The sequence below is a fragment of the Salinispora fenicalii genome, from assembly GCF_000514815.1.
Taxonomy (GTDB): domain Bacteria; phylum Actinomycetota; class Actinomycetes; order Mycobacteriales; family Micromonosporaceae; genus Micromonospora; species Micromonospora fenicalii.
Genome location: NZ_KI911472.1, coordinates 17,511 through 35,770 on the forward strand (window position 1 = coordinate 17,511; position 18,260 = coordinate 35,770).

Annotated in this window: 10 protein-coding genes, 1 tRNA gene and 8 pseudogenes; 9 read left to right on the forward strand and 10 right to left on the reverse strand. The window is 68.6% G+C overall.

Annotation, left to right across the window (positions count from 1 at the left end; translation table 11 throughout):
• Window positions 1-77 precede the first annotated feature (77 nt).
• The 4 genes and pseudogenes from B116_RS29065 to B116_RS25610 form a co-directional block, all read right to left on the reverse strand.
• Window positions 78-1,205 (reverse strand): annotated as a pseudogene (locus tag B116_RS29065) (type II secretion system F family protein); the annotation flags it as partial.
• Window positions 1,206-1,207: 2 nt separating this feature from the next.
• Window positions 1,208-1,996 (reverse strand): annotated as a pseudogene (locus B116_RS25605) (CpaF family protein); the annotation flags it as partial.
• 23 nt (window positions 1,997-2,019) lie between these two features.
• Complete coding sequence (locus B116_RS0121095; RefSeq protein ID WP_027661222.1) at window positions 2,020-2,817, reverse strand: hypothetical protein; 798 nt, start codon at window positions 2,815-2,817, stop codon at window positions 2,020-2,022.
• Window position 2,818: 1 nt separating this feature from the next.
• A pseudogene (locus tag B116_RS25610) lies at window positions 2,819-3,251 on the reverse strand (SAF domain-containing protein); the annotation flags it as partial.
• Window positions 3,252-3,348: 97 nt separating this feature from the next.
• Here B116_RS25610 and B116_RS27690 point away from each other — a divergent pair.
• Together B116_RS27690 and B116_RS28480 are read left to right on the forward strand one after the other, a co-directional pair.
• Window positions 3,349-3,476 (forward strand) — tRNA-OTHER (locus tag B116_RS27690).
• A gap of 172 nt (window positions 3,477-3,648) precedes the next feature.
• Window positions 3,649-3,930: a hypothetical protein gene (locus tag B116_RS28480; RefSeq protein ID WP_223874639.1), complete on the forward strand. Its 282-nt coding sequence runs from the start codon at window positions 3,649-3,651 to the stop codon at window positions 3,928-3,930.
• A gap of 120 nt (window positions 3,931-4,050) precedes the next feature.
• Here the strand turns inward: B116_RS28480 and B116_RS28485 are convergent.
• The 4 genes and pseudogenes from B116_RS28485 to B116_RS0121115 form a co-directional block, all read right to left on the reverse strand.
• Window positions 4,051-5,181: pseudogene (locus tag B116_RS28485) on the reverse strand (recombinase family protein); the annotation flags it as partial.
• A 201-nt stretch (window positions 5,182-5,382) separates the two neighbouring features.
• Window positions 5,383-5,547 carry a hypothetical protein gene (locus tag B116_RS27695; protein WP_155255775.1) on the reverse strand — a complete coding sequence of 55 codons (165 nt, stop codon included), beginning with the start codon at window positions 5,545-5,547 and terminating at the stop codon, window positions 5,383-5,385.
• A gap of 974 nt (window positions 5,548-6,521) precedes the next feature.
• Window positions 6,522-7,622, reverse strand: a complete 1,101-nt coding sequence (locus B116_RS0121110; RefSeq protein ID WP_027661223.1) for a helix-turn-helix domain-containing protein — start codon at window positions 7,620-7,622, stop codon at window positions 6,522-6,524.
• Between the two features lie 182 nt (window positions 7,623-7,804).
• Window positions 7,805-8,299, reverse strand: a complete 495-nt coding sequence (locus B116_RS0121115; RefSeq protein WP_027661224.1) for an NUDIX hydrolase — start codon at window positions 8,297-8,299, stop codon at window positions 7,805-7,807.
• A 71-nt stretch (window positions 8,300-8,370) separates the two neighbouring features.
• On the opposite strand from B116_RS0121115, the gene B116_RS0121120 reads away from it, so the two are divergent.
• The 4 genes and pseudogenes from B116_RS0121120 to B116_RS28845 form a co-directional block, all read left to right on the forward strand.
• Window positions 8,371-9,126 carry a TauD/TfdA family dioxygenase gene (locus tag B116_RS0121120; protein WP_027661225.1) on the forward strand — a complete coding sequence of 252 codons (756 nt, stop codon included), beginning with the start codon at window positions 8,371-8,373 and terminating at the stop codon, window positions 9,124-9,126.
• A gap of 65 nt (window positions 9,127-9,191) precedes the next feature.
• Window positions 9,192-9,913: pseudogene (locus tag B116_RS25620) on the forward strand (hypothetical protein).
• Between the two features lie 558 nt (window positions 9,914-10,471).
• The gene (locus B116_RS0121135; protein ID WP_027661226.1) at window positions 10,472-12,631 is read left to right on the forward strand and encodes a TerD family protein; all 2,160 of its coding nucleotides are present in this window, start codon (window positions 10,472-10,474) and stop codon (window positions 12,629-12,631) included.
• 226 nt (window positions 12,632-12,857) lie between these two features.
• Window positions 12,858-13,284 (forward strand): annotated as a pseudogene (locus B116_RS28845) (transposase); the annotation flags it as partial.
• A gap of 540 nt (window positions 13,285-13,824) precedes the next feature.
• On the opposite strand, the gene B116_RS0121145 reads toward B116_RS28845, so the two are convergent.
• Both B116_RS0121145 and B116_RS27030 read right to left on the reverse strand, forming a co-directional pair.
• Window positions 13,825-14,046: a hypothetical protein gene (locus B116_RS0121145; RefSeq protein WP_016810424.1), complete on the reverse strand. Its 222-nt coding sequence runs from the start codon at window positions 14,044-14,046 to the stop codon at window positions 13,825-13,827.
• Between the two features lie 614 nt (window positions 14,047-14,660).
• Window positions 14,661-15,139 (reverse strand): annotated as a pseudogene (locus B116_RS27030) (transposase); the annotation flags it as partial.
• Between the two features lie 177 nt (window positions 15,140-15,316).
• On the opposite strand from B116_RS27030, the pseudogene B116_RS28495 reads away from it, so the two are divergent.
• From B116_RS28495 to B116_RS0121160, 3 genes and pseudogenes are all read left to right on the forward strand, one after another.
• Window positions 15,317-15,564, forward strand: a pseudogene (locus B116_RS28495) (helix-turn-helix domain-containing protein); the annotation flags it as partial.
• Window positions 15,565-15,617: 53 nt separating this feature from the next.
• On the forward strand, window positions 15,618-16,976 hold the full coding sequence (locus tag B116_RS0121155) for an MBL fold metallo-hydrolase (protein WP_027661228.1): 1,359 nt from the start codon (window positions 15,618-15,620) through the stop codon (window positions 16,974-16,976).
• A 70-nt stretch (window positions 16,977-17,046) separates the two neighbouring features.
• Window positions 17,047-18,252: an NAD(P)/FAD-dependent oxidoreductase gene (locus B116_RS0121160; RefSeq protein WP_027661229.1), complete on the forward strand. Its 1,206-nt coding sequence runs from the start codon at window positions 17,047-17,049 to the stop codon at window positions 18,250-18,252.
• Window positions 18,253-18,260 lie beyond the last annotated feature (8 nt).

Here is an 18,260-nt window from a genome sequence, read left to right on the forward strand (position 1 = left end):
TCGCCGCATAGCTGCATACCTCCCTTCAGTTCCGGCATGACCGCACTTCGGAATTCGTGAACTCGCGGGACGTTTTGAAGGCCGCCGAGCACGGCGGCGAGAGCGGGATAGCCGAGAAAGATCAAGAAACCGCCGAACAAGGCCACGATGGGCAGGATCATCCGTTCGGTGGCGGCGTTGGCGGCTCCTTCGGCGTCGGTGAACTGGCGCTCTCGCATCGCTATCGCGCGGGAGCGCAGCGAGGAGCGAACCCGTGCGCCTTCGGTGCCGGCCATGCCGACGGTCGCGGCGAGTTGCTGCAATTCGGCTACGGCGAGGCGTTGACCGAGGACGGCGAGGATGTCCCACGGCGGTACCCGGGCTAGCCGGGCCTCGGTCAGCGCGTACCGCAGCTCGGCGTAGGCGGCGCGAAGCCGATGACGATGAGCCACAGCCACAGCCACAGCCACAGCCACAGGCCAGTGCCGGCGCCGAACAGCAGGATCTTGGTCGTCGCGGCACCACCGCCTCAGTCCCAGCCGAATCTGCGACGCCCTGCAAAATCCGACTCGTGTCCCGGTCACACATGAGGTGCGCGAGCCATACGAACGCGAACCCGAAACATCCGCCGGCCAGCAGGAGGACAAGCTGCCCTGCGGCGGTGTCGAACGGTGCCGGTAGCCCCGGTTGATCAGGGTGAGGATGCCAACCATGGCGAGGGTGACGCCGACGATGACCCGGGCCGAGGTGCGGTTGCGGCCGGCGGCGATACGCTGCCGGGACGCGACTTTGGCGCGGGCGGAGGCGGCCAGCTCGCCGAGGACATCGCCGAGTTGCCCGGCGCTGCCGCGTGCGGCCATAAGTAGGCCGGCGACCACGAGGTCGGCGGTCGGGTCGGCCAGCTCGGCGGCGAAGGCCCGTAGAGCGGCGGGGAGTCGCCACCCGTGTTGCAGGCGGGTGGCCAAGCGGTTCACCTCGTCGCGGATCGGCTCCGGGGACTCGATGGCGCTGGTGGTGATGGCCTGTTCCAGTCCGGCCGCGCCGGACAGGCTGTCGCGCAGCGCCTCGGTCCAGGTCGCGATGGCCTCGATTCGGGCGACCCGGCGGGCGTGGTCACGGTTCGGGCCGATGACCGCCGGCAGGACCCACACCCCGACGGCGGACAGGGCCGCCGCGACCGGCCAGCGGGTCAATACCGCCACGACCACGGCAACGGCCAGACACACAGTCACCCGCCTCCGGTCAACCCGTCCACGCCCAGGCGGGGGTCGAAACCGGCCCCGGCGAGGGTGGACAGCAGCCCGGTCGACGGCGGCGCCGCCGGGACCGCCCGCCCGTCGCGGTCGGGCCGGAACACCTCATTCGAGGCAACGGACAAGCCGTCGGCGTCCACAACCTCCCGCACGGACGTGACGACTCGTCGGCCGGTGTCGGTGAGTCCGAGGTGCACCACCAGGTGCACGGACTCCGCCACCAGCAGGTTTGTAGTGGCCGGATCGAGGCGTTTCGGTGACTGTGCCGCATACAGGGCGAGCTTGCGGAACACCCCGGCCGACGACGAAGCGTGGATGGTGCCCAGTGAGCCGTCGTTGCCCTGGCTCATGGCGTTGAGCATCGGGATCACCTCGTGACCCCGGACCTCCCCGACGATCACCCGGTCCGGCGACATCCGCAAACCGGAGCGGAACAACATGGACATGTCGATGGCGCCTTCGCCTTCGACGTTGGCCTCCCGTGACTGCAACGGCACCACATCCGGATGCAGTGTCTTGTCTGCGTCCAGGGCCAGCTCGTAGGTGTCCTCGATCGTCACGATCCGCTCGTCCGGTTCGATCACCGATGCAAACGCCCGCAGGAGGGTGGTCTTACCCGCACCGGTACGCCCCGCCACAAGGGTGTTGAGCCGCACCCTGACGGCGGCGGCGAAGCACTCCCGCAGCACCGGATTGACAGTGCTGAGCTGCTCCAGATTAGCCAGGGTCACCTTGATGTACCCGTCACGGCGCTCACCTAACGACCGGCCCACCAACGGATGACTCATCAGGAAGCCTCCCGACGGGCATCGGCGGCCTCGGGGCCGGCGACCTGCAGTAGGGCGAGGTCATCAAGAAGGTCGGTGTACGCGCGCATCAGTGGCAGCCGCCGCCACCGCCGTCCCGCGACCATCTCCCCGCCCAGCACCGCCGCTGCCTTACCGTCAACCGGCAGCGGCCCCAGCACCCCAATCGAATCCGAAGCGGCGGCCAACTCTTCGGCAATGTGGGTGGTCAGCACACTGGCCACCTCAGCGACCGGGTAACTGGCTGCGAGCAACAGGGCTAGCTGGCCGGCGTTGACGTCAACCAATTCAGCCAGGTATTCGCGTAGGTGGGCCACCTCGTCCGTGCGCGCTCTCGCCATGACGAGCACCACGTCGGCCAGAGGCAGCAGCGGCCAGACCGGGGAACCAGGCGCGAGCCGGCCACAGTCGGCGACCACGAGCCGATCCGACGTGGTCAGTACCGATGCGCCTATACCGGTCAGCTCCGGCAGGGCGGCGCGAGTCTGTGTCCCACCCGCCGGGGCCACCACCACCGGCACGGCCGCATCTCCGACACCGAGGGCCTGCTGGCCGGCGGCCAGCGCGCCCTGCGCATCGGTCGCGCCCCGGGCGGCAGCGGCCAGATCCACCAGACTCGGCGTCGCGGCGAGGTCGAGGCGGTACATCAGATCCCCGCCCGCCGGGTCACACTCCACCACCACTGGGCGTACGCGTGAAGGGGCCACGGCGGCCAACCCGAGCGCCGTCGTGGTGGCGCCGGAACGACCCTTCACATAGGTCACTGCCACCAGCGGCATGTCAGGCACCTCCCGCAGCGGTTTGCATCAGCATCACCCCGCCCGTCGAGGCCACTGCCAACGTCGGTCCGTCAGCCTCGTCCAGCAGCACCGTCACCACCGTGGAGCCCTGCCCGTCCCCGGCGAGGTCTACCCCGAGCACCACCGCTGCCAGCCGAACCGGCGGGGTGCCCGCCGCGCTGGATGCGGGCACCGGCTGATCGTCGGGACCGGTTGGTGAGATGTACACCGCCACCCGCACCCCAGAAGCCAAGCCCTGCGGGTACTGACCCGGCTTCAACGCCAGCGACGCGGCGACCTTACCCGGCGGCGGGATGGCCGCCTCACCCACCAGAGAAGGCGTGAGCAGCGTTCCCGGCACCAACGGCACGACCGCCGTCCGACCCCACCACCGCCTTGGCCTGTCCGGCGGGAATCAACGCCACCTTCGGGTCCAGCTCCAGGGGAAGGGCACACCTGCTCCACCGCGTCCAAAGTGCTGTCGAAACCCGGTGGCCAAGTCCGTGTGGCCGGTGTAATCATCGACATCTGGGGTCGCTAGCTCAACTGGCAGAGCATTCGACTGAGTAGCGCGTCCACTCTCCGCCTGTGCGGTCATGGAGGCGCTTCCTTCTCCTTGCTGGATCGAAGGGTTCGGGGTTCGAGTCCCCGGCGACCCACAACCCGCACCATTGTGCGAAACGACGGGCCGGTCGATGTCTCGACCGGCCCGTCGTCGTCTTGATCGAGTTGTTCGAGAGGGATCTTGTAGACCGGGGTGAGTGTGCTGCCCTGGATCTTGATCTCGGCGACGTGGGTTTCGATGACCGCTTTGCGCTGGCCTGGGGTTCCGTGGCTCAAGACGTGGGCGAGTTCCCGGCGCAGGCGGTCGATCGCCTTGGGGCTGGGCAGCGCTGGCAGGTCGTGACAGAGCTGGTGGAGTTCATCCTGCCGGGCCCGGAGCTGGTCGAGTTTGCGGGTCAGGTCTTGGACGCGGTGGCCGCAGGTGCGTTCGTCGAGGGTGCCGTTCTCGAATGCGGTGAGGTAGCGGTCGATGGCCGCTTCGGCGGTGCTGATCTGTCCGGCGATCGCGTCGAGTTCGGCTTGGTGCCGGTCGGTGCCGTCGGCGCGTAGTGTCCGCTCGGCCGCGACTGCTTCGATGATCAGGTCCGGTTTGCGGAAGAAGTCGATCAGCCCTTCGGCGACCGTGCCGTCGAGCAGGTCGGCGTCGATGCGGGCGGCGTCGCAGCCGGTGGGTCCGTAGCGGGCTCGGGTGAAGCAGGTGTAGTAGCGGTAGCGGCGCAGCTTGCCGGTGGCCGAGGTGCCGACGTACTTGCAGCCGCACTTGGGGCAGGTGATCCGGCCGGTCAGGTCGTAGTCGGAGTTGGCGGCGGCGCGTTGGGAGTGAGCCTCGCCGCGGGCCTCCAGGATCGCTTGGCATTGGTGGAACAGGTCTTGGTCGACCAGGGGCGGGTGGGCGTGCTCGGCGGTGACGTCGCGGAAGCCGACCTCGCCGAGGTAGAGCCGGTTGCCCAGCATCCGGCCGATGGTGTGCCCGGACCATGGCTTGCCCGCGCGGGTGCGTGTGCCGTGCTCGTTGAGCTTTGCGGCGATGGCGCGGGTGCCGAGCCGGGTTCCGGCGTAGAGGTCGAAGATCTCCTTCACGATGTGCTGCTCGTCTGGGTGTGGGACGAGGCGGTGCGTGGTCGGGTCGACGAGGTAGCCGTAGGGGCGGGGTCCGTGGGTCCATTCGCCCTTGGCGGCTTTGCGTTCCATGCCGTTGATGACGCGGTCGATGATGACTTCGCGTTCGAACTCGGCGAACGCGCCGAGCATCTGTACGAACAGGCGTCCGGCGGGGCTGGAGGTGTCGAACGGTTCGGTGGCTGAGCGGAAGTGCACGCCGGCGGCGTCGAGGTCGTCCATGAGGGTGGCCAGGTCGCGGATGCGGCGGGAGAACCGGTCGAGCCGGTAGACCAGCAGCAGGTCGAAACGTCCGGCGCGGGCTGCGGTCAGCGCCTTTGCCAGGCCGGGCCGGTCGAGGGTGGCGCCGGAGGCGTCGTCGGTGAACCGGGCAGTGATCTGCCAGCCGGGCTGGGAGTCGACGTAGGCGGTCAGTTTCTGGGTTTGGGCCTCGATGGTGTAGGGCTGGTGCTCGTCGTCCGTGGATCGGCGGGTGTAGATCGCCACCCGGAGCATGGTTTCCGGTGTGATCGCCTCCCGCCTGCGGGGTGTCGGCTTCGTTGTGCTGCCATAGCGGCTCCTTGAAGTGCTGGGGTGGTGTTGCGGCCGAACCAGGTTCGGCCGCAACGAAGGGGCCATGTTTCGTCGTCGTCTTGTTCGGGTGGGTGGGCGGTCCACCAAGAGGCGATCAGCGCCGCCCATGCCTGGACTGCCTTGCGGTACTCGTCGGCGGTCATCGGCACGGTCTCGGGCGGCCCGATCGTCCACTGCTGGCTGGTCGTCTTGCTCGGGCCGGTGGTCTTGCGCGGACCGGTCCGCCTAGCGGCGGTGGACGCCTCGCGGCGGCCGTGCCGGTCCCGGACCGGACGCCTGGCGGTCCGGCCCGGCTCGGCCTCGTGGTCGTCAGCCTGTCCGGCTGGGCGTGCTGGTGGCATAGGCCTCCTCGGGGTGGGCGCTCGTGGTGAGCACGGTGGGCGTCCATGGGGACTCCTTCCGGTTGATGTCGCTGTTCGTGGTGGTTGGCGGCGGGTCGGTCCCGCTGCCGGTCCCGGTCCCGCTCGCTGTCATGGTTCCGGTCCCTTTGTCGGTCCGAGTCCCGCTTCGGGCCCGGGTCCCGCTCGGTCCCGTTTTGGGTCCCGCTTGCGGTCCCGCTCGGTCGGGAGCGGTCCCGCTTCGCGTCTCGTTCGTTGGGCTATTCGGGCTGGTAGTGCTGCTGCGGGCGGTCCCGTTCGCCGTCCCCTGGTCGGTCCCGGTCCCGTTGCGTGGCCGCAGGGACCGTGGCCTGCCCCGGTCCGGATTGGTTGACCGGCTGTCGTCCGGTGTTGATCAGGCTGATTCCCGCTCCATCCAGGACGGGCCTCCGCGCCGGGCTTCAGCCACGGGGTGCCGACACGGCGTAGCCCGATCAGCTCGGGTCGGGTGACGCCGGGCCTGCGCCGAGGCAGCATCCCGCTGCTGCGCAGGGTTCGCTCCGCATCGGTCCGGCTGGGGCACGGCCCCTCGACCTGGCAGGTCCGGCACAGGCCGCTGCCGCTGAGCGTGGCGTGTTCGTTGACGGCGTCCAGCGCCTCGGCTGCCCTGGCCAACGCCGTGCTCGCCAGGTACGTCGTGCCCATCACCGCGCTCCGATCAGCAGCACCGGCGACGCGGTGGGTGGCGTGGGCGCGCAGGGTGCGGTCTGCGCGCCCACGCCACGGCACGCTCCGGCCGGTTGCGACGTGCTCGCGAAGGCGGCTCGCGGAGCCGGTCGCACGGAGCGTGCGGTCGAGGACGAGCCGGTGCCCGGCCACTTCTCGGCGCGGGGAAACGCCTCACGCGATGGCACACTGGCTACCACGGATCACCGTCCTCAAGGTCGTTGCTGGAGGGCGGGCTCACCGGCCACTGGGAGAAGCCGTTCGGCATGGTGAGCCCGCCCGGCGCTCACCACCGCAGCCTGTCGGCGAGTACAGCAGCAAGGCCAGCCGTCGCCCCGGCGGCGTGTCCGTCGGGGTCGACAACCACGATCGGCCCTTGTGGCTGGCCAGGTCAGTGACTGGTTGTCAACCCTGCGTCGGGTAGCCAGCGGCAGGGGCCGGCCGGGCAACGCCCGCCACAGCGCCGCAGGTCGTTGACCGGCTCAGCGCGGCCGACGCGGCTTCGACCACGGTGTGACAGTGCCCTTGGGCGACCCGGGCGGCTCGCTGGAGCTGGTGGGGCAGCCGGTGCCGTTCGCCGCCGCCGATGGCGTCGTGCAGCGTGGACTCGCCTGTGGTGACGTCTCCGGCGGCGAGCAGCACCTCGGCAATGGTGATCTGCTCGATGATGCGCCATTGCGGCGATGTCGGCAGGGTGGGAGCCGGGGAGGCACTGAGCAGGGCGATCGCTTGCGGGGCGCGGCCGGTGGTGATGAGCCCGCGGAGGTGGACTTCTCGGAGGGCTGTGGCGCTGACGAGCGGATCGTCGGAGGCTGGGCGGTCCTGGCTGCGGTGCAGTTCGGTGAGCGTGGCGTCGAACGTCGCGGGGTCCTGGGCGGCGCGTGCGAGTTGGACGAGCGCCGGTGGCCGTTGGTCGGCACTGACGATGGCGATGGCGTGGGCGAGTCGGACCAGGGCTGCGTTGACCCTGCCTGCCTTGCGGAGTTCGTTGCCGTGTACGCGCAGGGTGTAGGCGTGCAAGTCGGTGTCGTCGAGGTGTTCGGCGACGCGCAGTGCCCTGCCGGTCCACCGTACGGCGAACGCCAGCCGTTCCTCTGGCAGCACGTAACCGAGGGAGATACCGAGTTCGGCGCGTGCGCGGGCGAGCAGGAGCAGCATGTCCTTGTCGATGATGCCGTCGGCGGCGCGGGCTTCGAGGCGGGCGACCAGCGGCCACAGCTCGTTGACGGCGGCGGCACCGTGGCCGGCGTGGCGGGCGATCGTGGCAAGGCGCAGGGTCGAGTATCCAAACTGCAGCATGGTGACGTGGTCGACGGCCTCGGTGTCGGTGACGCCGACCCGGTGCAGTGGGATACCGAGGTGCTGGGCGATGCGCCTCCGGTTGACGATGTCGACGACGTCCCGCCGCCCGGTTTCGATCATGGAGATGTAGGAGGGGTCGTAGCCGAGCTTTTCGGCCAGGGCGAGCTGGCTCGTCCCGGTGGCCTGCCGCCAGGTGCGGATCATTACGCCCAGGTCGCCGGTGGCGAGCGCTGCCGCTGCGTGCGGGCTCGTCCACAGCCACAGCGCGGACGTCGAGGCAGAACGGGCAGGCTCGCGCGGGCTGCCGGTGACCGCGGCGCAGGCCGGGCACAGCGGCACGCCATCAGGTTCGTCGACGGAGGTGGCGCAGGCCCGGCAGCGCATGCCTATCCGCTTACCGGTGTTTCGAGCCGGGTGAACCAGTCGTGGATCGAGCGCCGGTACCCGTCGGGCATGGGTAGGGCCGCGATCTCGTCGGCGGCGAACAGGCGGGCTTCCTTGTGCTCGGAGCTCACCGTGATCGGCGAGTCGTCGTCGACGAAGCAGCCGTAGGTCACGATCAGCACGTCGATGCCGTCGCGGATGTGGTACTGCCAGGAGTCGAGGATCGGGCCGACCCGCACCGTCCAACCGGTCTCCTCGCTGATCTCCCGGCCGACGCAGGCGGCCGGGTCCTCGCCGAGTTCGAGCTTGCCGCCGGGGAGTTCCCATTCCTCGCGCTCGTTGCGCAGCAGCAGGACCCGGCCGTCGCGGACGCAGACGCCCTTGATGGACACCGGGAAGGCGTGAGGCCGGTACATGTTCGCGTCCTTCCGCAGTCGGCTGTCAGCGGACCGTAACACGGCGACGACGTGACAGGCGTCGCCGCAGGCGGCGGGCACCTTGACAATCCGTCACTTGATTGACCAGCACCTCGGGCTGACGGTGGTGTTGGTCAGACAGGGGGCTCACCATGATCTATCACGTTCGTGTCGATCCGCACGACAGTCAAGCCGGGACCCGGCTTGCGGCTGCGCTGAGAGGCGTCGGCCTGGCCACTTTCGAGGGCGTCACCGACCGGGCATCGCTGTTGCGCCTGGCAGGACAGGTGATGCGCATCTGGCACCACCGCGACAGTGATCCGGACGGCGTCACCGCCATCCACGATCGTGGCGAGTTGGCTCGCCGACCTGGATTGGCCGGCTTCGGCCGCGATGAGCTGACCGTGCACACCGAGTCCTCGGCCGAGGACCAGCCTCCCGGGCTCATGCTGCTGTTCTGCGCTCGCGGTGCCGCCGCCGGGGGCGAGTGCCGACTGGTCGACGGCGCCCGGCTGCACCACGAGCTGGCGGTGCGCGACCCCGAGTTGCTCGCCGCGCTGCGGACACCGCGCAGCGTGCTCTTCGGCGGTGCCGCAGGTCACCTCGGTGCCGTCTTCGCCGAGCATGAGGGCACCACCGTCGTCCGGTTCCGGCTCGACGACCTGGCCAGGTTCTCACCGCAAATCACCCGGAAGCTGGCCACGCTGCAGACGGCCTTGCGCGACCTGGAGACACCGGCGCCGCTCAAGCCCGGCCACGGCTACCTGCTGAGCAACACCCGCTGGCTGCACGGCCGAGCCGCCTTCACCGGCGAACGTCTCATGTACCGACTGCTGGGCAACCCGCTGCCCACGGTCGACATCCCCGCGGGCTTCGCGACCTCGCTGGCCGAGCCCGCCACCGTCTGACCACCACACCCCCCGGTGGCCGTCGCCGGCCCCAACCCCAGCACGCCTGACGGAGGTGCTTCGCCGTGCCCGGATTCCTCGCGCTGACCGGACCGCCCGCCGTGGGCAAGACCACCCTGTCAGCCCAGCTCGCCGCCGTCCACGGCGCGCAGGTGTTCCGGCTGCGCGAGTTCGCCCAAGGCTTCCGGCACCGCCCCGACGCCGACCCGGCCCTGTTCGCCACCGAGGACCCGCTCGGCTGGTTTTCAGACCAGACCGTCCGCGTGCTGCTGGACGTCGCGTTGCTCGGCCGGGAGCCGACCGGCGTGACGGTGCTGGAGAACCTGCCAGGCACGGTCAATCAGCTGCGCACCATCAGCGAGATCGGCCGTCGGCTCGGGCTACCGGTCATGGTGATCGAGCTGACCGCGCCGGATACCATCGTGATCGGACGATCACTCGCACACCGAGTCTGCCCGGCCTGCGAACCCGATCTCGACGCCGACCCCCACCGGCCCGCCGGCGCTGCTGCCGCCGACTTCGAGAACTGTGTTACCTGTGGCAACCGGCTTCTCCGTCGTCGCTGCGACGGAACAGCGCTGTACGAGCTGAAGTTGCGCCGCTTCCGGTCCCGCATCCCCGGCATCCGGCGCGAAGCCGCCACCCTCGACCTGCCCTACCAGGCCGTCATCGCCAGCGCCAGCCCGGACGACTGCCTGCGACGAGTGGTGGCCGCGCTCCGCACACCCAGATCCTCCCGTGCCTGCCCGCCGACGTCTCACCCGCCCTGAACGGAGCGACCCCGTGACGATCGTGACCCTACCGACCCCGACGCTGCGCCCCGAGGACCGCGACGGCTACGGAGGCGTATATGAACGACCTCGGCGCGAAGGGGAACCTCGAACTGGAAGCGGAGGTCAAGGTCGTTCTCGATGGGACGGTGACCACCGCGGATATCGATGACTGAGCCTCAAAGTCCGATCTTGCAGGGCGGACGTGATGTACGATCCAACCCACAATCGAGGAGAAGCCTTGCTGTACCGGGTGGATATCCGTCCGTCGGCCTTGCCGATCGCGACTTCGCCCAAAGCCGCGAGTGACTCGCAGCCCCTTAGCGAACATCATGATCGGTTTAGCTCACATGCCGCAATCCGACCGCTACGTAGCGTAGTTTTCCCAGTTGTGTCCGTTGCTGATAGCGCCAACTCGCCAGACCTAGACGTCAGGCATGTCGTGACCTGGCCAAACTGGCCGGCAGCGGGTTGCCGACCACGGTGATGATCGTTTTCGCATTCTGCATCGTCAGGCCCACTGTGCCGCGGCTGCGGGTTGGCAGTTGTTGGAGTCCGCCGGGAGGAGGAGGCACGTGCTGGAAAAGTTGATCATTCAGAGGGCGCTGCGCGTGCCGGCGAGCACCGGCGTGGCCGGTGATGGCACGTCCGTGGCCCGGCAGTTGGACGCGGCGCTGCTCGATGTCGGGTTCTCGGCGTCGCGGGCTCTGCTGGGCCATATCGGTGGCCTGGCGCCCGAGCCGGCGATGGATCTCGCCGCGACCGTGGTGTCGGCGGTGCGGGAGTTGGTCGGTGATCACGTTCGGCACAACGCGTACTTCATCAGCTTCCCGGACGATGTGCCGGACACCGTGGAGTTCTGGATCGACCGGCTGCGGGCGGCCGTTCTCATCGGTGGGGGCGCGGCGACCGACGCGCAGCTGCGTGCGGCTGTCGCCTCGGGTGGGGTGAACCTGCTCGACCTGCCGGCGTACGGGACCTACCAGCACACCTACGCCGAGCTGCTAGCGGCGCACGATGAGCTGATCACCGCGGCCGGTGACCGGGTGACGGTGCTACAGCTCGGTGATGTCGTCGAGGTGGAGGCGCAGCGGCTGTATCTGGCCCTGGCCGGCAGCGCGACGCCGCTGGGTGAGGCGGACCTGACCGTCCTTGGTGAGCTGGCGGTCGCCTGCATGGATGGCGCGCAGCCGGCGGAGGTGCCGGTGCGGGAGAACCGTGCCGTGCTCAACGGGGTCCGGCTGGTGCTTGGCCGGCCGCTGGTCGGTATGGACACCACGACGGATGTGCTGCGGCTTGCCTGTCAGGCTTCCGGCGGGGACACCTCACTGGTGACGGCTACGCGGTTCCGGTCGTTCCGGCGCCCGGAGCGGCGGGTGCTGCTCGCTGCGCTGGACGCTGTCGTCGGGGCGAGCCCGGGCAAGCTCGGTGACGTCGCCCGGTATGCCGAGCGGTGGAAGCGACTCGGGGAGCGGCTGCACCCGCACGAGTACGGCCAGTGGCCGCACGCCCGGGAGGTGTTCGCGGTAGCGCGTGGCGAGCGCCGGGTGCCGAACCTGGCGGGTCGGGCCGAGGCGGCCGTCCGTGCCGGCGCTGTCGGTCAGGCCGCGTCGTTGCTGTCGGCCGCTCCGGGCATGCTCCTGCGATCCGCCGACCGGCTGCTGCGGCTGGCATCGGCGGCCGAGCGCAGCGCCGTCCTCGACGCGGTCACCGGCGCGTTCGGTGCGGCGTCGGGCCGGGTGCTGCTGTCGCTGCGGGAGCACGTCGACAACCGGCTGACACCCGCGTCGGCCCGGATGTACGCGAGCCGCTCGCGCAACGCGTGGGTCGGCCTGGATGCCCGCCCGCCGCTGCCCGCCGAACTGGTGGCCGAGCTGTCGGGCCTGCTCGACGCCGAGATCAGCGCCCGACTGCCGGATCCGCAGCGGCGGCTGCTGGTGGATCCGGAGGTGCTCGACGTCGCCCTGCCGCTGTCGGGCAAGGCGACCGAGAGTGGTTTCGCGGTGCTGCCGCGAGGCTCGCGCGCACCGGTCACCGGTGAGCTGCTGCGCTTCTTCACGTATTGGCGGCAGGCGAGTCGCCGCACCGACTACGACCTGTCGGTGCTGCTGCTGGACGGCGAATTCCACCCGGCGGGGCAGGTGTCCTGGACGAACTACCGCCACGACGGGGTGGTGCACTCCGGGGACGTCACCGACGCGACGAACGGCGCGACCGAGTTCATCGACGTGCCCTTGGCGGATCTCGGGCATTACGTGGTTCCGCAGGTCTACATCTATGCGGGTGAGTCGTTCGACGAGGCTGCCGAGTCGATGTTCGGCTACCAGACCCGGGAGCGGGACCAGCGAGGTGCCCCGTTCGACGCCCGGACCGTGCGGGCGCGTTCGCAGATGCGCGGGCAGGGCCGGGTCGCGCTGCCGATGGTGTTCGCCAGGACCGAGCACGGTTGGCAGGCCGTGTGGCTGCACCTGTACCTGCGGGGGCGGCCGTCGTTCAACCGGGTGGAGGACAACACGTTCACCACGACGGATCGGGTGCGGGCGCTGATGGAGCGGCGGTACCTTACCGCGTCCTACCTTGTCGACCGGTGGCGCGCGCGGGCTGAGGTGACGACGTGGGACGGACAGCTGCCGGACGAGCCCGTCACGTTCATCGGCATTGACGCGCCGGAGGGCTTGCCCGACGGGTCCGAGGCATACACGTTGGATAGGCTGAGTGAGTTGATCCCTGAGTAAGCGGCGAGAGCCGAGGCCATGCGGGCGCTTCCTTCTCATCCGTTCGATTCGGTGCCTCCGCCAAAGCGGGGGATCTGGTAATCAGTGCCCGCGCTCTCTTCGGCTCTCGCTAACTTGAGTTTCAGCCTCCGTGGGTCCTCTGGGGACCCTGGCTGGTCACGGAAACAGTCCTTGGTCGATGATCTTCTTGTCGAGGGAAGAGCATCAATAACCAGCGGCTGTTCTGGTGATCAGTGTGCATGATCGTGCTGCGGCTGAGGCCGTCGGGGACCTGGGCAGGTTCCGGCGAGAGTTCTACGACTGCTTGACCGCGCGGGCTGACGCGTGGTTCGACCTGGCAGACGCCGTGTTGTGCGCTGATGGGCCGGTCCGGTCGTTGGTGGAGTTGTCGCTGATTGGTGAGCACCGCCGCGGTCACGGGGCGTTGTACGACGCCTCGCTTGCCGGCGGCTGGACATCGACCGGCTGCGCACCGCCCTGGCCGGGCGCCGCTGCCTCGGGCGGCCAACGGGCGTCTCGTGCTGGGTGTGGACATCACCTGCTGGTTGCGGCCGGACGCGCATACCTCACCGCAGCGGATCCTGTGTCACACCTATGGGCGTGGCAAGGACCAGACGATCATGGTCCCGGGCTGGCCGTACTCGATGGTCGTGTACTGGCTGGACGCCTACGGCGGCATGGGAAGCATGAGCGATCTGTCGATCAACTGGAGCGGGTCGCTGCCGCCGGATCGAGAGCGCGCCGTCTACGAGAAAATCGAGGAACTCCGAGGGCTGTGTTACCGCCTGGCGGCGCGGCTCAAGGCCGACATCCAGGAATACCGGCAGCATTGACCATTCGAGCGTGCCCGATCCAGCGGTCAACACCGGCAAACGGGGAAGTACCGGCGGGTCGCTGTCGGCCTGGGTGAAGGCGAGGTTGTCAGTGTCCCAGATGACGTTGATCCGGATGATTCGGCGGATGCCCGACCCGCCGCCGGGTATGTGACGGTGCGGGGCGATTGGGACGACGACCTCGGGGTCGCGTGGGCCTACCCCCTCGAACCACTACGGTGGCTACCGTGGGACTCCTCAGCCACGCGGCTGGCTGCGGGGTGACCACCGTCTGATGACGGGTCGGAAGCGGACGGTGGTCACCCCGCGTCTGATCAGTGCCCGCCTGGCGCGACGTGCCGCTGGATATCGACGATGGTGTTACTTCGCGCCGGTAAGGGCGACCAGGGCGTTCGCGGTCCGGAAGTACGGGTTGCGGCCGAGGTCGCCGACGGTGGTGATGTTGAAGGCTTCCTTGAGCAGCTTGGCGTCGCCGTCGCTGACTCCGGAGAGGGCGGACACCGGGGCGTCGACGATCTCGGTGAGGGTCTTGTCCTGGTAGGCCTTGTCAACCAGCTTGCCGAGGTCGGCGGTGACGGGCATGCGCACTCCTTTGCCACTCCGTCCGGAGGCTCCGGCCGGATACGGATGAACCTGCCAAATTAGAACACGGCTACTTCCTCTGATTCCACTGTGGATCTCCGACGAGTTGAGCGCTTTCCTCGCCGGAGTGAGGTGAGGACCTCGTTGCTGGCGGTACCGCCAGGTAGTCGCCGGCTCGTCGCGTTCCACCGGCACGGGTGCCGTAGGTGGACCGCCCGGAGCCGCACAAGGTGACGATGGCACCTCGGTCCTAGATGGATGAGTTGAGCGTAATGGCTGTCCATGACCGCCGTCGTGGGCTCGGCGAACCAGATCCGAGCGGCACCGAACACACACGTTACCCCTCGGGGATTCGCAGATTGGGTCACCTACGCTCACGCAACCTCCACAGGAGGCCCTGTCGCATCCAGTCGACAACCTCCACACTGGATGCTAGCGCGACGGACAGCGACCGACACAACTCATTCATCACTAGATGTGTTCGTCTGGTTGCCGACAGTCTTTGCGGTGTGATCGTGTCCATCGCGGTTACCGCGTCATGCAGGGGGTTGGGTCATGCGTCCTGCTAGCCGATCTTGCGGGTGATCAGTTCCACCAATAAGAGGAGGTCTGATTCACATATTTTGTGTGTGTTGGGGTTGTAGGGGTTCTCGGCAGGTTGGGGTGGTTTCGGTGGTGAGGCGTTTGGCGAGGTTGTCGATCATAGCGATGGTGATCATGCTGGCGGAGTTGTCGGGTCGGGCTTCGTGGTCGCGGACGAGTCGGCGGTGGTGCATGAGCCAGCCGATGATGCGTTCGACGACCCATCGCCGTTTGACCATGTTGAAGCCTTGGCCTGTGGGGGGGTCCCTGGTGACGATTTCGACGTCGACGCCAGGGTGGGCGCCGTGTTCGGCGACGTGGTTTGTGAGGCCGGCGTCGACCCAGGTTTTGGTGAGGGTGGGGTGGGTGGTGGTGGCTTGGTCGAGCAGGTTGATGCCGATGGTGCTGGTGCTGGTGCTGGCGGCGGTGACGGTGACGGCGAGAAGGGGCCGAGGGTGTCGGTGATGTGACGTGCCCGGTGAAGAACGACCGCACCTGCTGCTCGTCCGCGACCTCGCTGTCGTGTCAGTTGTCAGTAAAGGCCCTGGTCGTTGCGCGGACAGCCTGCGGGCACATGAAACTTGTTTCCGGCGTTCCTGGTTGCGCTGAGCTAAACCCTGGGTGACCCTATGGGTGCGACGTTCATGTACTTCGATGTTTCGCTCGCGAGGAGCTGAAAGGCGGCGCAATGAGCCAGACCCCGCGGACGCTTCAGCCAGCACTGTCCGAGCGCCACTTCTTCGGAGCTGAACTGCGTCGGCCGCGCGAACGCCCGAACCTCTCGCGGGTGCGGCTGAGCGTCATGATCCGGTTCGGTGCGGACCTAGTGTGTCGCGTGGAAGCGGTCGACCGGTTCCCCTCCTGTGAGTTCGCCGAGGCCTGCGACAAGGCGTTGGCGACCGGGCGCCCCGATGCGTCTGCTACCCCTGCTCGAATATCAACACCTGACGGACGGACATTCGCATCTTCGCCAAGGAGGGGTTGACCCCGTGGTGGACGTGGCAGTGGTGCAGACCAGCGAGCTCGGTGACCGCAGCTACATCGCCCACGACGGGCACGTCGCGATCGTGGTTGATCCGCAGCGTGACCTGGACCGCTTGCAGGCGGTTCTCAACGAGCGCGGGCTGCGCTGCGCGATGGTGCTGGAGACGCACATCCACAACGACTACGTCTCCGGCGGCCTGCAACTGGCGCATCAGCACAACGCGCCGTACGCGGTCAACGCCGCCGACGAGGTGGCGTTCGAGCGGCACGGCGTCGCTGATGGTGACGAACTGTCGGTGGGAGGCATGCGAGTGCGGGTGGTTGCGACCCCGGGACACACCGATACTCACCTGGCCTTCGTGATTAGCGGTGGCCCCGGGCCGGCGGCAGTGTTCACCGGCGGCTGCCTGCTCTACGGCAGCGTGGGGCGCACCGACCTGGTCGACCCGACCCGCACGGAGGAACTGACCCGGGCCCAGTACCGCTCGGCACATCGCCTCGTCGACCTGCTCGACGACGACGCCCGGATCTTTCCGACCCACGGATTCGGCAGCTTCTGCTCCGCCGGATCCAGGTCCGGCGGCGAGGACAGCACCGTCGGGCAGGAGAAAACCCGCAACGACGCGTTCACCGCGACGAACGAGGACACATTCGTGGCGCGGCTGGTCGCCGGTCTCACCGCCTACCCGGCCTACTACGCGTACATGGGTACCCGTAACCGTGCTGGCGCCGGACCTGTCGACCTGTCCGCACCGCAGCAGGTCAGTCCGACCGAACTGCGGGAACGGATCAGCGCCGGGGAGTGGGTGGTCGATCTGCGCGACCGTACCGCGTACGCCGCCGTGCACCTCGTCGGTACCATCAGTATCGCCCTGAGCCAGCAGTTCGCCACGTACCTCGGCTGGCTCATTCCCTGGGGCATGCCGCTCACCCTGATCGGTGAGACCCCGCAGCAGATCACCGACGCGCAACGCCAACTCGTGCGCATCGGCATCGACCGGCCGGACGGCGCTGCCACGGGCAAGCTGCGCGACCTGGCCGACGGCGTGGCCACCCGCGGCTACCGGCGGATCACCTTCGCTGGACTCGCCGCAGCCCGGCAGGCCGGGGAGGCCCTGACCCTGCTGGACGTGCGGCGCGCCGACGAACGCGCCCTTGGCGCGATTCCCGGCTCGGTGCACATCCCGCTGCACTGCCTGCTGGATCGGCTCGGTGACGTTCCACCCGGCCCGCTTGCGGTGCACTGCGCCAGCGGGTTCCGGGCCGGCATCGCCGCCAGCCTGCTCGACCGCGCCGGCCACGACGTCGTCCACATCGACGACGAGTACGCCGTCGCTGTCACCTCCGGTCAGACCACCGGCTGAACAACCTGACCGACCCATGCCGCCGAGGGAGCGTCACCCCGCCGACGGCCTCACCCACGGAGGCACCGTCATGACCGCACCGGCCGTTCACCATCGCATCCTCATCATCGGCGGCGGCAGCGCCGGCATCGATGTCGCCGCCCGGCTCCGCCGGGCGAGAGTCCCCGACATTGGCCTCATCGATCCCGCAGAAACCCACTACTACCAGCCGCTGTGGACCTTGGTCGGTGGCGGATGCGCCAAGGCTAAGGAGAGCGCCCGCCCGCAGGCGTCGGTCATGCCGAAGGGTATCGCCTGGATCAAGGACGCCGCGCACACCATCGACCCGGACCAGCAGACGGTCACCACCGCCGGTGGGATCCGGGTCCGCTACGACCATCTCGTCGTGTGCCCCGGCATCCAACTCGACTGGGACAAGATCCCCGGCATGGCGGCGGCCATGGACACTCCGATGGTATCCAGCAACTACACGTACGCCACGGCGCCGAAGACGTGGGAACTGATCCGAAACCTGCGCTCCGGGACCGCGGTGTTTACCATGCCCGTCGGGCCGATCAAATGCGCCGGCGCCCCACAGAAGATCGCTTACCTGGCCGCGGACCACTGGCGTCGACAAGGCGTTCTCAAGGACATCCGGGTCGTGCTCGTGCTGCCCACCCCAACCATGTTCGGCGTCCAGGTCTTCGCCGATGAACTCGAACGCGTCGCCGCCCGGTACGGCATCGAGGTCCACAAAAACAGTGAGCTCGTCGAAGTCGACGCCGACAGTCGCCAGGCGGTGATCGCCGATCACAACAACCGCAGTGGACAATCCATCGGCTACGACCTCATGCATGTTGTACCACCGCAGTCAGCCCCCGACTGGCTCAAGCAGACCGCCCTGGCAGACCCCGAAAGCCCGGCCGGCTACGCCCACGTCGATCGGAACACCCTGCAGCACACCCGATATCCGAACGTGTTCGCCCTCGGCGACGCCGGGTCCACTCCGAATTCCAAGACCGGTGCCGCGATCCGCAAACAGGCACCGGTGGTGGCCCGCAATCTCATCGCCACGATTAGGGGCGAGCCGCTGCCGGCGGCATATGACGGGTACGCATCCTGCCCGCTGACCACGGCCCGCAACAAGATGCTGCTCGCCGAGTTCGACTACACCATGCATCCCGCACCCAGCATTCCGTTCCTCGACACCACCCACGAACGCACCGACATGTGGTATCTCAAGCGCTACGGACTGCCGGCCCTCTACTGGAATCTCATGCTTCGCGGCCGTGCCTGAGGCCCACG

Coding starts and splice junctions, on each gene's coding strand:
- B116_RS0121110 (WP_027661223.1), bottom strand. CDS start 7,622: ATGATCCGCACCTGGCGGCAGGCCACCGGGACGAGCCAGCTCGCCCTG.
- B116_RS0121120 (WP_027661225.1), top strand. CDS start 8,371: ATGATCTATCACGTTCGTGTCGATCCGCACGACAGTCAAGCCGGGACC.
- B116_RS0121095 (WP_027661222.1), bottom strand. CDS start 2,817: ATGCCGCTGGTGGCAGTGACCTATGTGAAGGGTCGTTCCGGCGCCACC.
- B116_RS0121145 (WP_016810424.1), bottom strand. CDS start 14,046: ATGCCCGTCACCGCCGACCTCGGCAAGCTGGTTGACAAGGCCTACCAG.
- B116_RS27695 (WP_155255775.1), bottom strand. CDS start 5,547: ATGACAGCGAGCGGGACCGGGACCGGCAGCGGGACCGACCCGCCGCCA.
- B116_RS0121160 (WP_027661229.1), top strand. CDS start 17,047: ATGACCGCACCGGCCGTTCACCATCGCATCCTCATCATCGGCGGCGGC.